Source organism: Bacteroides sp. An279 (assembly GCF_002159615.1).
GTDB classification, from domain to species: Bacteria; Bacteroidota; Bacteroidia; order Bacteroidales; family Bacteroidaceae; genus Phocaeicola; species Phocaeicola intestinalis.
Window position 1 is genome coordinate 1 of the sequence record NZ_NFJA01000085.1, and the last position, 16,662, is coordinate 16,662.

General features: G+C 45.1%; 10 protein-coding genes and 1 pseudogene. 3 read left to right on the forward strand and 8 right to left on the reverse strand.

Translation table 11 applies throughout. From position 1 onward, the window contains the following. Window positions 1-194 (forward strand): annotated as a pseudogene (locus B5F78_RS13255) (IS4-like element ISUnCu6 family transposase); the annotation flags it as partial. 188 nt (window positions 195-382) lie between these two features. Here the strand turns inward: B5F78_RS13255 and B5F78_RS13260 are convergent. From B5F78_RS13260 to purB, 8 genes are all read right to left on the reverse strand, one after another. Continuing rightward, entirely contained in the window at window positions 383-2,293 is a 1,911-nt protein-coding gene (locus tag B5F78_RS13260) for an arabinan endo-1,5-alpha-L-arabinosidase (RefSeq protein ID WP_087406944.1), read from the reverse strand. Window positions 2,294-2,366: 73 nt separating this feature from the next. Continuing rightward, the gene (locus B5F78_RS13265) at window positions 2,367-4,139 is read right to left on the reverse strand and encodes a hypothetical protein (RefSeq protein WP_087406945.1); all 1,773 of its coding nucleotides are present in this window, start codon (window positions 4,137-4,139) and stop codon (window positions 2,367-2,369) included. Between the two features lie 100 nt (window positions 4,140-4,239). Next, window positions 4,240-5,997: a RagB/SusD family nutrient uptake outer membrane protein gene (locus tag B5F78_RS13270; RefSeq protein WP_087212142.1), complete on the reverse strand. Its 1,758-nt coding sequence runs from the start codon at window positions 5,995-5,997 to the stop codon at window positions 4,240-4,242. 25 nt (window positions 5,998-6,022) lie between these two features. Further along, entirely contained in the window at window positions 6,023-9,232 is a 3,210-nt protein-coding gene (locus B5F78_RS13275) for a SusC/RagA family TonB-linked outer membrane protein (RefSeq protein ID WP_087395112.1), read from the reverse strand. Window positions 9,233-9,924: 692 nt separating this feature from the next. Then, window positions 9,925-10,407, reverse strand: coding sequence for a DUF4488 domain-containing protein (locus B5F78_RS13280; RefSeq protein WP_022038926.1), 483 nt, complete (start codon window positions 10,405-10,407; stop codon window positions 9,925-9,927). Window positions 10,408-10,658: 251 nt separating this feature from the next. After that, the gene (gene asnS, locus B5F78_RS13285) at window positions 10,659-12,062 is read right to left on the reverse strand and encodes an asparagine--tRNA ligase (protein ID WP_087213001.1); all 1,404 of its coding nucleotides are present in this window, start codon (window positions 12,060-12,062) and stop codon (window positions 10,659-10,661) included. A gap of 164 nt (window positions 12,063-12,226) precedes the next feature. Then, window positions 12,227-13,531, reverse strand: a complete 1,305-nt coding sequence (locus tag B5F78_RS13290; RefSeq protein ID WP_087212998.1) for a pseudouridine synthase — start codon at window positions 13,529-13,531, stop codon at window positions 12,227-12,229. Between the two features lie 149 nt (window positions 13,532-13,680). Next, window positions 13,681-15,027, reverse strand: coding sequence for an adenylosuccinate lyase (gene purB / locus B5F78_RS13295; protein ID WP_087213004.1), 1,347 nt, complete (start codon window positions 15,025-15,027; stop codon window positions 13,681-13,683). A gap of 267 nt (window positions 15,028-15,294) precedes the next feature. Between purB and B5F78_RS13300 the strand changes: the two genes are divergently transcribed. Together B5F78_RS13300 and B5F78_RS13305 are read left to right on the forward strand one after the other, a co-directional pair. Beyond that, window positions 15,295-15,471 carry a DUF4250 domain-containing protein gene (locus B5F78_RS13300; RefSeq protein WP_022038922.1) on the forward strand — a complete coding sequence of 59 codons (177 nt, stop codon included), beginning with the start codon at window positions 15,295-15,297 and terminating at the stop codon, window positions 15,469-15,471. A 500-nt stretch (window positions 15,472-15,971) separates the two neighbouring features. After that, window positions 15,972-16,662, forward strand: a 691-nt coding sequence (locus B5F78_RS13305) for an Rpn family recombination-promoting nuclease/putative transposase (protein WP_087406946.1), incomplete at its 3' end; no start/stop codon positions are given.

Genomic DNA, 16,662 nt, shown 5'->3' on the forward strand with positions numbered 1-16,662 from the left:
TCTTTGAGGACGTAACCAAGGATTCTTTGGAACTGTCCGTTGCGGAAAGGATATGGGGCGTCATGCAAGAACTGGTCATTGCGGTTGCGGAACTCTTCGGATTGACTGATGAAGATATCTATCAGGCTATCATCAACAGGGAGGAAGATATGAAACATATTTGCGACATTTATAGATTAAAAGCTGCAAGTTGAACTTGCGAAACTTGAATTAATAATCTTACAGCCTGAAGATTATTAATCTTGCCAGACTTACTGCCAAATTATCACGCGGTAAATGTTTCTTAAAGATACAAAGAAAGCTGCCCCAATTCATTATCGAGACAGCTTCTTCATCTTCCGGCAGGCATGCTCACACACCATGCCGCTTATTTCCGAATATATCACTTGCTTTTTTTACCCCAGTAAGTTTTATAATCATCACCATAGCCGGCATAAACGATAGTATGGGTTCTGGGAGATGCCTCCCAATCGGTTTCACGCTGCAAGTAAAGTTCTACCCCATTATCCAACGTCAGGATACGCTTGCTGCTGTCATACGTCCACGTAGCTCCTTCCCAGTCACCTGCAGTTACGGTATGGTCGGCGGCAAGGGTCATCGTGGCTGAAGTCTTCTGTTCTCCATAAGCGTATGACAAGTCGATGTTCTCCCAATTACCTATCAGTTCGCTTTCAGTAATCTCCACCTGCGGCACGGCACCGTAACGTTCAGGCATCACTACCGGCCAGCCATCTTCGGTCCATCGTATGCAACGCACCTGCCCCATCATAATGGCATTGGAAGCATTGATTCCCGGTACATCTACAGGGAATCTGCCTTGCGAAGCGAAATACCAGTTGCCTTCACCATCATCGAACACACAGCAATGCGAAATACCTACCCAGCCATCGTTGCCATTGAACTTATACGGATGAGTCAATATCGGGAAAGCTTCGCCTCCAACGGTTGTCACATCCGTACCGTCCATGCCCACATAAGGACCTGCAATATTCGTGGAACGCACTACACGGGTATTGTAGGGCACCTCCAATGCATCGTATGCCAGGAACAGGTAATAATACCCATCGTGATAAATCAGTTCCGGACCTTCTGAACCTTGCCAGCGATTACCCATCTGGCGGGTAACTATCAGTTGTCCGTATGCAGCGATGTCTGCATCCGTACCCCACGGATCAGGCAATTCAGCCTTTACCTTGCCCGTTGCTTCGTCAAGTTCTACCAGTGCGATGCCGCTATGCCAAGAACCGTATGCCATGTAGTGGCGTCCGTCATTGTCAATGATATAGCTGGGGTCAATGGCATTCCATTTATAATAGCAGTTTTCATTCCAATAATCATCCGCACTGGCATTGACATAGAAATCCAATCCTCTATCGGAAGCATTGGTAATGACATAGCCCTTGTCTTCCCACCCGTCGTTGTTTGCCGGATTGGAATTCTCCATCAAGCCGATGAATGCACGTTCGCTCCATGTTCCGTCACCGCTTAACGTACCGGGACAGACAATGGAATAGTACATACGATACAATCCGTTCCGCACTTTCCGTACGCAAGGTGCCCAATAGCCGAAGTCAGCCTCATCGGCTGTAGTCGGCTCCAATCCCATAGCTGCACGGATCTCATTCAGTTTCAGGATAACCCAATCGGGCAGGCTCTGCATCGTACCTCCCAAGTATTCCCAATCTACCAAGTTTTGCGAACGGCGTCCATGGAAATGCCCACCTGCCATATGAGCGTTGCCATACGAAGCATCAGTCTGATACATGTAATAATACCCGTCTTCTGCAAGCACCACAGAAGGGTCATGCACATTGCTCAGGTTCCAGCGGCTACGGTTCGTCCAGTCAGCGATGCTGGTATAGTTATCCTCATAAGCGGGAGCTACATAGTTCGCAAGCTGTTCGTCGATGGGCTGGCTTTCGGTGGTAGCTTCCAGCGCATCCGAGTAGGTGTAACGGCTGTTGCCATATACGAATGCGCGAATATAATAAGTGGTATTGCCCATCAAGCCTGAAATGGTGGCACTGAAATTTTCGTCTGCTTCTACCATATTGTCATTGACAGTAGGAGCCTGCGAATTGGCACTGTAACAGAACCCCCTCCGGACAATGCTTCCTGTATTACCGGTTACCGAGGAAGCTACAGTCAGCGAAGTGCCTGTACTTGCGGTTACTTCCGGTACAGCTACAGTTACATCGCTACTTTGATTGTATTCTACTTCGTTGTCATCCGAACAGCCTACGAATGTAAAGACGGCCAACAAAGATATCCAAATTAATGATAACTTTTTCATGTGTGTCAAGTTTAAAAATCATGCCATCCCCCTATTAGAGGGGACGGCATGAATAGAATAAGGAAATGAAAAATTATTCACCAAAAACAAGATGGCTTCCGTCTACCGTCAGCGCAAAGTTCAAGTCTTCAGGATCGATGGTAGTGATACCCAAATAATATTGGATAGAAGTTGTGCCATCTGTTCCGTTCATGATAGCCTGAACATCGGCAGTACCATTGCCACAGTTGGTTACATAAACCGTAACTTCTGCACCGTTCATGGTAGCAAGCCAAGCAGCCCAGTCGGGTTGACCGCCACTGAGACGGAGATTGGTGTTTCCATCATATCCGGCACCCCAACCATAGTTATCAGCACGGACAACTCCATATTCTACAGTCGTATCAGTCTTACGAAGAACTACTACATAGTTGTTCCAGTTGCCAGCCAAGCTGCTGTAATTTGTGAACGTAATCGATTTAGTTTCGCCTGAAGGCACGTTGAAGTCATCAGAGAAAGCACCCCAGAAAGCAGTTGAATTATCTTCTGCTCCTACGATAGCCGTACTATTTGTTACTTCTGACACTGCAGATTCGGCAACGGTAACCTCTACCGTAGCAGTCACTCCTTCGTCAGCAGTAATGGTAACGGTATGCGTACCTACTGTAGCCGGAACTGTAGAGAATGTAAGCCTTGAGTTTGCGATAGTTCCTGTTCCTCCACTTACATAAGTTGCTGTCACTTCCATGCCAGTAGGGTCAAAGGCCAACGTACGGTCGGTCATTCCTTCGGTTGCTGCCGAAGTATAATAATAATAGGTAGTGCGCGAAGGTTGCGTAGCCACAGCAATAGAAGCAATCTCTTCTACCACTTCGAATGTTGCAGTAGCGGTTATCGGCTGGTCGCAGTTCTCACCTTTGAAAGTCTTGTTATAGACAGCCACCAAGTTTTTAACTCCCGGAGTTTCCATATCGGGGATAGCTGTGAAAGTCAAGTCGGCAGCCGTTACCGTAGCAGACACCCCTTCCTCAAATGTCACAAGTGCCGTAACACCTACCATTGCCGTATCAAGCGGAGTCCCTACATTCACAATTTCGGGTACATTCTGCAATTCCATGGATACTGGATTCTTGTCTTCAGCCGAAGTACATCCGCCGATAGGCTCAATGTTGGTTTGCTGGAAATCGATATACGAACCTTCCGGCACTAAGAAACAACGGATATTGGTATTGCTTGCATCAGCGTTCAGATTAACAAGAGCAGTCGGCTGCTTATAAGTCTTAGTAACTGTTCCATTAGTCATAGTGATATTGAATGCATCCGGATTAGTTCGGTCGACAGTAAGCGTTACCTTTCCTCCTAATTGTTCGACGCCCTCATCCGTATCGGTTTCGAAAGTAAGCGTACTTTGAATATAAGAACGATCAATATAATCTCCCCATTCAGAGTTTCCCGAAGGCTGATTATCAAAGCGTATTACACCATATTCCAAATATCCTTCGCCATTACGTTCAACATCATTAGTGATTACTAACCCAAAATTCTTATACGTATTAGGCGCATCCGGATTGATATGAAGATTAAACACTGCATTCCACTTCTGGCCATCAGGAACCTGATAGTATTTAGAAAAAACGGTCCAAAATCCCGTACTGTAATCTGTACTTCCGATGGTGTACACATCTTCCATCATGCCTACCAGTTCTTCATCGCCGGAATTTTGCGAATTGGCTATAGAATCCACCTTTTCGGAAAGCCAATCGGGCGAGTCCACCTCATAAAAGTGTTCGTCTTCACAACCGGCCAATGCCAGCAATCCCAAGACAAAAGAGCCGCAGACGGTTGCTATTTTATTGAAATGTTTCATGGTCTTATAATATAAAATTAGTAATTGATTAAGGCCTCTCCCACCCTAAGCAGCCGGGAGAGCACCCGTTTTTATTTTGCTAATTGTCAATTATCAATTGTCAATTATTTAAGTCCACAACCGGACGTACCGTCCAACCGTTGTCACGGAAGTAAGAAGAGTTGTCCGTACTGTAGTTAGCCGAGTTACCTTGCAGGCTCGGATTTTTGTTGGTCAACGTCTGCTGGATAGGCAAGAATTCATGTCCCTGTACGTAGGTATCGAATCCACTCTTCAATTCCGGGTCAGAACCAATGTTGCTATAGTCAACCGGAAGCATCACTTTGCCCGGATCATTCGTAATGCGGACTACAGAGTGTTCCTTCATCTGCTGCAAACGGCCTGCATCGTAGAAGAAGCCCCAACGGATAAGGTCAAAACCACGACCATACTCGCAACCGAATTCTTTCGGACGCTCTACATTGGCAATCTGCTCAAAAAGCTTATCGGCTGTATTGAAATCAGCAAGTTGCAAATCGGGTAAATCCACACGACCGCGTACTTCATTAATCCAGTTAATGGCACGCTGGGTAGGTCCGTTCACTTCATTCTCGCATTCTGCGGCACGAAGCAATACATCCGAATAACGCATCAGGCGGACATTGATACCATCGTGCAAACCTGTAACCACTGTGCTATACAGACCGGTACGGAGGTTGGTGTATTTAGCGACAGGAATACCGCCGTAACTGTTATTGGTACGGATGGTATCGGAAGCCGTAATAGGTTGTGTATAGGCTACGTTACCATATTCGAAACCTTCCCAATCGGCTTCATAGGTACCCAGGGTCCAATAGAGACGTGGGTCAAGCGTACCATTTATTGTACGTTCGCTCTTGAAGAGGTCGTACAGCCAGTTGGTAGCCGAAAGGTCGGCCCATCCACCGAAATCACCCGGAGCAAAGTTACTTTCGATAGCCGAACCTTGCGTAGCATTGGGACTGGTATTTACCGGTGTCCATTCGTCATCGGTGCCCTGCGAGGCATAATCCAAGAATTGGATTTCGAACAAGCTTTCTTCGTTGTTTTCGTATGCAGAGCCTTCGCGGAAGTTATCGCCATAGTTATCCATCAACCGATACGTACCATAGCGACCGCTGATAATGTCTTCCAACACCGTAAGCGCTTCGCTAAACTTGTGACGCACCATCAGCGTACGGGCATAAAAACCAGCCGCTGAACCACAAGTGGCACGACCACCAGCCCATTCACCGCCTGTATCACGCGAAGGCAATAATTCCATAGCCTGTTGGAAATCGGCTTCCACTTGGTCGAGCACTTCATCGTAGGTGCTATTGGTACCGTAAAGTCCGTCCAGTGAAGAGTAGGTATCATAACTTGTAATCAGAGGCGGGTTTTGGTAATAGCCTGCCAAGTTATAGTAAGACAATCCGCGGATAAAGAGCGCTTGCCCTTTGATGCGTCTCAGGTTTTCCGAAAGCTGGCTGTTATCTTCGCCTACGCGGGAAAGGATAAAGTTGCATACGTTGATGGTGTAGTACCACTCACGCCAGGGCCACCAGGCAATATCACCTGTAACCAGTACGGTAAAGTCGTCAAATTCCATGTACCATACTTGCGAAGAGTTCCACACTTCATCGCCACGGCACGCGTCGATGGTATAGCCTACACGGGCATACGACCCTTCCATACGCATGTGGTTATAGGCAGCAATCACACACTCCTCCAAGTCATCGACTGTATTACCGAAAGTAGCAGTAGTTTGTTGGTTGGGATTCACCACATCCAAATTATCCATGCACGAAGTCAGTGTTCCGACTCCAAACAGGAAAGCAAGTGAATATTTTAATAGTTTCATACAATAATGTTTTTAGCAGTTAGAATTAGAATGAGAAATGAAGGCCACACATAAAGGTACGTGCCGTCGGGAACGAACAGAAGTTATAACCCGGAGTAAAGGTACCTCCAGCATAGTCTACATTGTATCCTTTGTAACCGGTAAACGTGTGGACGTTTTGTGCCGACACATAGAGGCGGACATCTGATACATATTTGCCGAACCACTTGTCGGGGAAGTTATAACCCAACTCGATATTGGCAATCTTCCAATAAGCGGCATTCTGAATCTTACGTTCGCTGAACAAGTCGTTCCATGCGTAAGTCGCACTGTTTGTTATGTAGGTACGCGGTACATTCGAAATATAAGTAGAACCGTCTTCACTCCAGCGGTTGGCGTCCAGTATCGCTACATCCTTGTTGCCATAGCCATAGCAAGAGTTAAGCGAGTTGTAAATGTCATCAGCCACGTGGTAGTTCAAGGCACCAAAGGTAGCAATGCTCAGGTCAAAGTTCTTGTATTCGAAACGGAAATTCAAGCCGAAGTTGATTTTAGGCAGACCGCTGCCCAATACCACTTGGTCGTATTCATTGATTACACCGTCGGGAGTGCCGTCGGGACCGCTGACATCCTCATACAGGCAATCGCCCACTTGGGCACCTTGCTGGGTAGCATGGTTGTCAAGGTCTGCTTGTGTACGGGCAATGCCTTCGTATCTCCATCCATAGAACTTACCGATTTCTTCACCGACCTCCGTAATATAAGCTCCACTAATATAGGCTTCATCCGTAAAACCTAACGAAGTGACTTTATTTTTCAGCGTACTAAGGTTGGCCGATATTTCATATTTGAACGCATGGTCGCGGTTGCGGTAGGTAGCAGCGAACTCAAAACCGGAGTTGTCCATCGAGGCGGCATTCATCGTAACGGTCGTATTCGATACACCTGCCTGTTCGGGTACAGGAACACTATACAGCAAGTCTTGGTTGGTATTTTTATACCATTCGGCGGTGAACTCTAAGCGATTGTTGAAGAAAGCGAGGTCGATACCTACGTTGTAAGTTTTCTTCTTTTCCCAAGACAGGTTGTTGTCCACGAAGGTAGAAACGGCAGAACCGGTCACGGCAGAGTTATTGAAGCTATATGTCATATTGTTACGTGACATCACCGCCTGATACATATATTCACCGATGTTCTCGTTACCCAATTCACCGTAGCTTGCACGAATCTTAAACAAGTTCACAACGTTCGGGTTAAAGGGGAAGAAACTTTCCTTATCGAAGCGCCAACCAATAGAAACAGAAGGGAAGGTACCCCAACGAATGCCCTTTGACAAGCGCGAGCTGGCATCCCGACGAACCGTAGCCGAGAACAAGTAACGGTCATCGAAGTTGTAGTTGACACGGCCAATGTAAGAGAAGATGGCGTGCTTGTAGTCGTAACTGGAAGAATAGGTGTTCGCACCGTTCTGCAGCTGGAGGAAATAAGGTTCGGTGTAGTTAAGTCCCCAACCGTTCAATGTATTGGTATGTTCTTCTTCATACGTCTGACCGGCAACGATATTCAGATGGTGTTTGCCAAAGGTACCATCGTAGGTCAAGATGTTTTCAATCAATGCAGTAGAATAGTCACGCGAAGCTTTTTCCAAGCGCTCGTTGCTCTTTGCCAAATACACACGGTTACTCTGTATCCATGCAGGAATCCACGTGAAGTCTGAGCAATGCGTCTTGCTGTAAGACAGGTTGATGCGGTAATTCAGCTTGTGATTCTTGTTTTCGATGCCCAGCATCTTGAGCAAGTCCACATCGGCAGATCCTGTACCCACGAAACGGTCTACACGCGTATTGCGCTGCAACAGGTTGTTGACCAGCAACGGGTTCGAAGCCGAAATATCACCATGGATATTATCGTAATAAACACCATAGCCGTAAGCATCGTAATTATAGCCGTTGGCAGCTCCTACCTGACCATCGAGCACCCAAGTAGACGGGTCGTAAGCCATGATGGTAGGCTGCATCAGCAAAGTGGAACGTAACACGTTGCTCACGTCACCATACAATCCTTGCACATACTCGTTCGCATTAGACAATGCCATGTTATCCTGGTCGGAATGTGAATATACTATACTGGTCTGGAATTTGATGAACTTGGTATCCATGGTGTTGTTGACACGCGCGGTGAAACGTTCGAAGTTCGGTCCGGCTCCTTCCAGTGTTCCTTTCTGGCTATAGTAATCCAACGCTACGTTATAGGTATTATTGGCACCACCACCCGACAGGTTCACATTGTGATTTTGGCGGATACCCGTCTTGAACACTTCGTCAAACCAATCTGTATCTGTATCATCCATAAAATGATAAGTACCTGTCGCATTATCGACAAGGTATCCACCCGGCAACGGCGTATTGGAATTGGAAGCCGCCTGCCCCAAATACTGGCTGTACTGGTCGGCATTCATCACGTCGTAAACTCCCGAAGGAATATAGTCCACACCGAAATAGCCATTGTAATCCACCTTCAAGGGCTGGTCTTTCTGTCCGCGCTTCGTGGTAATGATAATCACACCGTTGGCTGCACGCGAACCGTAGATAGCGGCAGCAGATGCATCTTTCAACACTTGGATTGTCTCAATATCATTGGCAGAGAAGTCACGGATAGACGTTCCCATAGGCACACCATCAATGACATACAGCGGAGCCGTACTACCAAAAGAACCGATACCACGAATACGTACGGTAGGGTCGGCACCCGGCTGACCGTCGGAAGTAATCTGCACACCGGCAACCTTACCTTCCAGCATGGTAGAAATGTTGGAATTGGATGTACGCTTCAATTCCTCTGCATTCACTACGGCTACAGAGCCGGTCAAGTCGGCTTTCTTCTGCGTACCGTAACCTACAACGACAACCTGCTCCAGCATCTGATCGTCCGGATCCAATTGGATTGGATCAAGGATTGCCCGGTTACGGACAGCAACCTCTCGGCTTTTATACCCCACAAAACTAACTACAAGAACAGCATTACCCGGAACGTCCAATTCAAAATTGCCGTCCAAATCGGCAGTTGTCCCTCCTTTTCCATCTTTAATCATAATCGTAGCTCCCAACAAGGGCATGCCTTGTTCGTCAACAACCTGACCTTTCACCTTAATAGTCTGTGATTGTGTCACAGCAGCCATAGAGGGTGCAGCATATACCGCTGTACCTCCCAAGGCACACAAGCCAAGCATTGCGGAAAAAATCAATTGTTTTCTCATTTTTCAATGGTATTAAATTATCAATAAATAAAACTCTTCCTTGCCTGTATAAAATCTCTTCGCAAATACCATCACCGGCAGTTCTGAAAAACATAAGTCTTCTATCTATACACCTTAATTATATAATAAGATGAAGGAAATCGAATCCGGCAAATACTGCCTACGACACAGATGAGTATGTTTTCGTTATTTTTCATAGTCGGGAAATCTTTAATAAATAATTAGTTGTTTTTATAGTATTTTCAAAGGTAAGCGATTCTGGTTAAAACAGAGGTAGACAAATGGATATTATTGGTGGACAAACCAAAAAATCAACTATCATACAAAAATAGAAGCCAAACAAAAACACTTCCCTACCGATTCACCAAGTCTTACAGAAACAAACTGATAATCAATACAATTACTTTAAAACAAAAAACAGTTTCTAAATTGCCAGCTGATGTATAAAAGCGAATGTTCACAAATTGCTGTACGCTTACAGCCGAACGCAAGAAAAGCTTAAAGCCTATTTAAAATTGAGATACTCTGATTTAGAAGTTAACTATTGCTTGAAAGTCAAGATATAAGTAACACAGAATATTATAAAACACACATATCCTCACCTGCTTCTTCTTATTTATTAAGGATAAGCAGGTGGGGATATGTACATAAAAGAAGCATAATGCCACACGCCTGGGCACAAACAAATTCCGTCAACGGACAATATCGGTCGGATAAACAGACGGCATGTCTATCTTTCTCCAAATCTCATGAGACCATACATCGTCTCCTTTTTCTGCTGACTTGAACCGTACAAACATCAAGGTACCGTTTTCAGCCATTTCGTAATGCATCACATTGTCTTTACCGTCCAACTGAGGAAGATGGATGTTTTTCTTCACATGCTCGGTAAAAGTAGAATCATTGTTTTGGGTATATGTACCCGAACCAATAATAATAGCTCCCGTTGGCATCATAACTACATTGGTAAATTCACCACTTTCACCCAAAATTTTCAACGAATTACTTGGTTTCAAATCTCCCGGCAAGGCAGGCAATGAAGAACTGTAAAAACACATTTGCCATACACCGGTCAAAGAAGCCGAAGTATTCTCATTAAACAAATTTTGTGCAAACGTATTCACCACACCCATAAATGAGCACAATACTGCGATAATTAAAGAACGTGCTTTCATGATGTAAAATTTTAAAGTTAAACGAATAAGTGATGTACAAATATATAGAACTTTTCCGTAAAACCTTACTTTCGGACAGATAATTTAAAGGGGAAGAATGTTAAAGATTTTAAAACAAGACAAGCTCGGAAAAGTCAAAAAGTTAAGCCAACAGTCCGGATGATTCATTATCAACCAGACTGTTGGCTTCTAAGAAACGGAGCGATAATGTCTTCTTCACTCCTCCAGCTTAATTTCTTTAATTCTTCAGCTTAAAACTCTGCGTTATGCGGTGTACGTGGGAAAGGTATCACATCGCGAATATTCGCCATACCAGTCACAAATAACAGCAAACGCTCAAAACCAAGTCCGAAACCAGAATGAGGACAACTTCCATACTTGCGGGTATCCAAATACCACCACATATCTTTCATCGGGATATTTAACTCCTGAATACGGGTCAGCAACTTATCATAATCGGCTTCACGCTCTGAACCACCGATGATTTCGCCAATCTTCGGGAATAAGACATCCATCGCACGGACAGTCTTGCCATCATCGTTCTGCTTCATGTAGAACGCCTTGATTTCTTTCGGGTAATCAGTCAATATTACCGGACGCTTGAAATGCTCTTCCACAAGGTAACGTTCGTGTTCCGAAGCCAAGTCTACGCCCCAATATACCGGGAACTCAAACTTATGTCCGTTGGCTACAGCTTCTTCCAATATCTTGATACCTTCTGTATAAGGCAAGCGGACGAAATCTTCTTTCAGCACACCCTGCAAGCGTTCAATCAGTTCCTTGTCGAAATGGTCGTTCAGGAACTTCACATCATCATAGCAATTATCAAGTGCCCATTGCACACAATACTTGATGAACTCTTCCGCCAAATCCATGTTGTCGTTAATGTCATTAAACGCTACCTCGGGTTCAATCATCCAGAATTCAGCCAAATGACGCGGTGTATTTGAATTTTCGGCACGGAACGTAGGACCAAACGTATAAATCGCCCCCAATGCCGTAGCAGCAAGTTCGCCTTCCAATTGACCGGATACGGTCAGACTTGCCTGCTTACCGAAGAAATCATCATCGTAAATGATGGAGCCATTTTCATCTTTCTTCAAGTCATAAAGGTTCAAGGTAGTGACCTGAAACATCTGACCAGCCCCTTCACAATCGGAAGCCGTAATCAGCGGTGTATGAAAATAAAAGAAACCACGGTCGTGGAAAAACTTATGAATGGCAATTGCCATATTATGGCGCAAACGGAATACAGCCCCAAACGTGTTGGTACGCGGACGCAAGTGTGCAATCTCCCGAAGGAATTCCATTGAATGCCCTTTTTTCTGCAACGGATAAGTATTGTCGCAAGTACCCAAAATCTCGATTTCACGTGCCTGCACCTCAGCAGCCTGCCCTGCACCGACCGATTCGACCAATACACCATTAACGCTTACACAGGCACCTGTAGTGATTTGTTTCAGCACTTCTTCATTGAAGTTGACAATGTCTACAACAACCTGTACATTATTTATAGTAGAACCGTCATTCAATGCAATAAAGCTGACTTGTTTGCTACCGCGGCGGGTACGTACCCAACCTTTCACATTGACCATCGTGCCAAAATCGCGACACTTCAGCAGGTCAACAATCTTTGTTCTACGAATCTTTTCCATTTTTCTGTCTGTTAGTTATTAAATCAAAACACAGAGACACTGTCTCAAAAACTCATCCCAAATCACCGCACGATAAATTCAAAACAGTTTCTGAGCATACCCCTTATGAAAACGTAAGATAACTCTCTGTTGTGCCTCTGTATTCATCGGTTGTCACTTTCTGCTTATTCAAACGACCCCATACGGAGCATGTTCACTTCGCGTTCTGTCAGATAACGCCAGTCACCCCGACGCAAGCCTTTCTTGGTCAGACCTGCAAAATATACACGGTCCAACTTGATAACACGATAGCCCAACGATTCGAAAATGCGGCGTACGATACGGTTCTTGCCCGAATGAATTTCGATACCTACCTGCGATTTGTCCGTATCAGAAGCATAACTTATCGCATCGGCATGTATTTCTCCATCATCCAATGTAATACCTGACACAATCTGATCCAGATCGGCTTTCGTCACATTCTTGTCCAGGTATACATGATAGATTTTTTTCTTCAAAAATTTCGGATGAGTCAATTTCGATGCCAGATCACCGTCGTTTGTCAACAACAGCACACCTGTCGTATTACGGTCCAGACGCCCTACCGGATAAATCCGCTCCTTGCAAGCACCTTTCACTATATCAAGCACAGTCTTACGTTCTTGTGGGTCGTCCGAAGTTGTCACACAGTCTTTCGGTTTATTCAGTAATACATACACCTTACGCTCTATACTGACCGGCTGGTCGTGGAATTTCACCTCATCACTGCGTTTGATTTTTGTTCCTAACTCGGTGACCACCTGTCCATTTACCGAAACCACACCAGCTGTGATAAACTCGTCAGCCTCCCGACGCGAGCAAATGCCTGCATTTGCCAAAAACTTATTCAAACGGATTGGTTCATTGGGATCTGTCAATATATCCTTGTACTCAATCTGTTTTTTCATGCTATATTTCGCATTGGGATTATAATCGGCAGTACGCGGACGGCCACCTTGCCGGTTATAACCTCCAGCATTGTTATTGAAACGCGGACGTTGCGGACGATAACCACCTTCTTCACCCTGCTGCTGTCCACCGTTGTAACGCGGACGGTATGGACGCTGTTCACCATCATTGTTGTCCTTATTATATCGAGGAGAATAAAAAGAACGCTGCGGACGATAGCCACCCTCTCCTTGCTGCCCACCATTATAACGCGGACGATATGGGCGCTGCTCACCGTTGTCGTCTCGGTTATAACGGGGCGTATAAGAAGAACGTTGCGGACGGTAACCGCCATCTTCATTCTGCTGCCCACCCTCATAGCGCGGACGATACGGGCGTTGCGGACGACCTTCTGTATTAGGATTAAAACGGGGACGGTGTCCGTACGCACTTCCTCCTTCACTCCGATTATACTTGCCAGCCCCTTCTCTGTTGTACGATTTGTAACCATCACGGCCAGACGGGGTGTTTCCCCCTTCTTGTCTGTTTTCTTTCTCTGCCATATTCTTTTTGCTTTTTATAAATTAATGATTATACCCTTCCCGGGCGTTATTTCTTTAGTTAACGAATTGACAAGGTACCAGAAAACCAGGTTTCATTTCTTGCAACCAAAAACTTTGTCAACTGGTACCTCGTGTCTAGTCAACGTTTTTTACATTCCTGTATAATTGTGAGGGGTAATCGCACGCAGTTCCTGCTTCACCCTTTCACTCACATTCAATGTTTCAATAAAATTTTTAATAGAAGCCTCGTTGATAACCTGATTGGTACGTGTCAGGTCTTTCAATGCCTCGTAAGGATGAGGATACCCTTCCCGGCGCAGAATCGTCTGAATGGCTTCTGCCACCACGCTCCAGCAATTGTCCAGGTCTTCATATATCTTGTGTTCGTTCAGCAACAGCTTGCCCAAACCTTTCAAAGAACTCTGGATAGCGATAATCGTATGTCCGAACGGAACGCCGATGTTGCGCAATACCGTAGAGTCGGTCAGGTCGCGTTGCAGACGCGACACCGGCAATTTAGCCGACAAGTGCGCAAGCACTGCATTCGCCATGCCCAGATTTCCTTCCGCATTCTCGAAATCAATCGGGTTCACCTTGTGAGGCATCGCACTCGAACCGACTTCGCCCGCCTTGATTTTCTGCTTGAAATATTCCATCGAAATGTATTGCCAAAAGTCACGGTTCATGTCGATCATGATTGTATTGATACGCTTCATTGCATCAAAGATAGCACCCAAGTTATCGTAATTCGAAATCTGCGTAGTATACTCTTCCCGTTCCAAGCCCAATTTTTCTGCTACAAAACGATTACCGAATGCCTTCCAGTCTATTTCGGGATAAGCCACATGGTGCGCATTATAATTTCCGGTAGCGCCACCAAATTTTGCTGTAACCGGACAAGCTTTCAACATTGCCAGCTGACGCTTCAAGCGATAAGCAAACACCTCGATTTCCTTGCCCAGACGGGTAGGAGAAGCAGGCTGCCCGTGAGTTTTTGCCAACATCGGAATATCCTTCCACTCTTCGGCATACACTTCCAACTGCTCTATCAGTTTTTGGATTTGTGGATAATACACCTCATCCAGTGCATCCTTAACAGACAAAGGCACTGAAGTATTATTGATATCCTGCGAAGTCAGTCCGAAATGAATGAATTCTTTATACGGCTCCAGCCCTCCCAAGCGGTCGAACTGCTCCTTGATAAAATATTCCACAGCCTTCACGTCATGGTTCGTCACGCTTTCAATTTCCTTGATACGACCTGCATCCGCTTCCGAAAAGTTACGGTAAATGTCGCGCAGCGAATCAAAACGTGCCGCATCCAAGCCTTCCAGCTGAGGCAAAGGCAATTCACACAACGTAATAAAATACTCTATTTCTACGCGCACACGATATTTCATCAGTGCATACTCGGAAAAATAAGCAGCCAAAGCACCTGTCTTATTTCTATACCGCCCGTCTATTGGAGAGATGGCGGTGAGCAAATCCAGTTCCATCATAATGCTACTAGTAGTTTTTGATTCGAAATAATGATCATTAATGGCGCAAAGGTACGATTTTTTCCTGAGTTAACAGGACTAATACTGAAAAGTTTAGCAATTATTTATTATGAGCACCAACCCGACGTGCCACACGGACAATCTTATCACAAAAACACACGATACATGCAAAACAGTTCCTGATTTTTACAAGAAAAAGAACATCCTATTAAAGAAACCATTAACTTTGCAGCATCAAATGAACCACAAAAAACATAAACTATCATGGAATTACCCAAAGACCCGATGATGCTTTTCAGTTTCATCAACACCAAATTGCGTGACTTTTACCCTTCACTTGACGCTCTTTGCAAAGATATGAACGTAAACGAAGAGGTCATTGTAAACACCTTAAAAGCTGCAGGATTCGAATATAACCGCGAACTGAACAAGTTTTGGTAAACAAATACCGGCCGGCAAGTTTACGACAAGCAGCTTACGGCATCCGGTTTCAAAACTTTCCGTTTTTACTCTTCGTCAGATACTACTATCATCCTCATCACTGAAACGAAAATGACTCAAGAACTCATCCCGAATCAGCACACGATAAAATCAACACATAGCTGACTTGCTTGTAAGATTATTAATCTTCATGCCGGAAGATTATTAATCTTCACGCTGTAAGATTAATAATCTTACAAGCGATGCAGTTATATTGCGGAGAAAACAAAGCTTGCTTGTGATGCCGAATGTGTAAGCCTTCGTAATTGAAAAAGCGGATTTGCAATCCATTCGCAGGAGCTTTTAGGAAATATTCTCAAAAATTCTATAAAAGAGAGAGGAAGTGCATGGGAAATGCATGGGAAATGTTTCTAATGAACAAATTTTGTCCAAATGAATGGGGAAATGTAATTTGTAACCATTATCTTTGCAAACGTCACATCCCTAAAATACATCGACTTATGAACAGCAGAGAACTCAGCGACAGATACGTCAACCCCTACACCGACTTCGGATTCAAGAAACTGTTCGGCACCGAAATCAACAAGGACCTGCTCATCAGCTTCATCAACAGCCTCCTGCACGGAAAGGAAGTGGTGAAAGACCTGACCTACCTCAATACGGAGCATTTAGGCACCGGCGAGGCAGACCGCAAGGCGGTGTTCGACGTGTATTGCGAAAACGAAAACGGAGAGAAAATACTGGTAGAAATGCAGCACGGAGAGCAACAGTTCTTCAAGGACAGGATTCTATTCTATACAACATTTCCTATTCGTGACCAACAAATGATAAAGGAATGGAACTACCGGCTGAAAGCCGTATATGTCATCGGCATCCTCAACTTCACCTTCGACGAGCAGAGCGATGATTTCTATCACCACGAAGTGAAGCTCATGGACACCCGGACCAAAGAAGTGTTTTATGACAAGCTGACATTCATTTACCTGGAAATGCCCAAGTTCAATAAAAGCGAAGAAGAACTGAACGGCATGTTCGAGAAATGGCTCTTCGTGTTGCGCAACCTCTCACGCCTGATGGAACGCCCCAAAGCCCTGCAGGAACGCATCTTCACCAAACTCTTCGAAGCCGCTGAGATTGCCAAGTTCACCAAGACCGAATACGACAGCTACGAAGAAAGCCTGAAAATCTACC

Coding starts and splice junctions, on each gene's coding strand:
- B5F78_RS13260 (WP_087406944.1), bottom strand. CDS start 2,293: ATGAAAAAGTTATCATTAATTTGGATATCTTTGTTGGCCGTCTTTACA.
- B5F78_RS13265 (WP_087406945.1), bottom strand. CDS start 4,139: ATGAAACATTTCAATAAAATAGCAACCGTCTGCGGCTCTTTTGTCTTG.
- B5F78_RS13270 (WP_087212142.1), bottom strand. CDS start 5,997: ATGAAACTATTAAAATATTCACTTGCTTTCCTGTTTGGAGTCGGAACA.
- B5F78_RS13275 (WP_087395112.1), bottom strand. CDS start 9,232: ATGAGAAAACAATTGATTTTTTCCGCAATGCTTGGCTTGTGTGCCTTG.
- B5F78_RS13280 (WP_022038926.1), bottom strand. CDS start 10,407: ATGAAAGCACGTTCTTTAATTATCGCAGTATTGTGCTCATTTATGGGT.
- asnS (WP_087213001.1), bottom strand. CDS start 12,062: ATGGAAAAGATTCGTAGAACAAAGATTGTTGACCTGCTGAAGTGTCGC.
- B5F78_RS13290 (WP_087212998.1), bottom strand. CDS start 13,531: ATGGCAGAGAAAGAAAACAGACAAGAAGGGGGAAACACCCCGTCTGGC.
- purB (WP_087213004.1), bottom strand. CDS start 15,027: ATGGAACTGGATTTGCTCACCGCCATCTCTCCAATAGACGGGCGGTAT.
- B5F78_RS13300 (WP_022038922.1), top strand. CDS start 15,295: ATGGAATTACCCAAAGACCCGATGATGCTTTTCAGTTTCATCAACACC.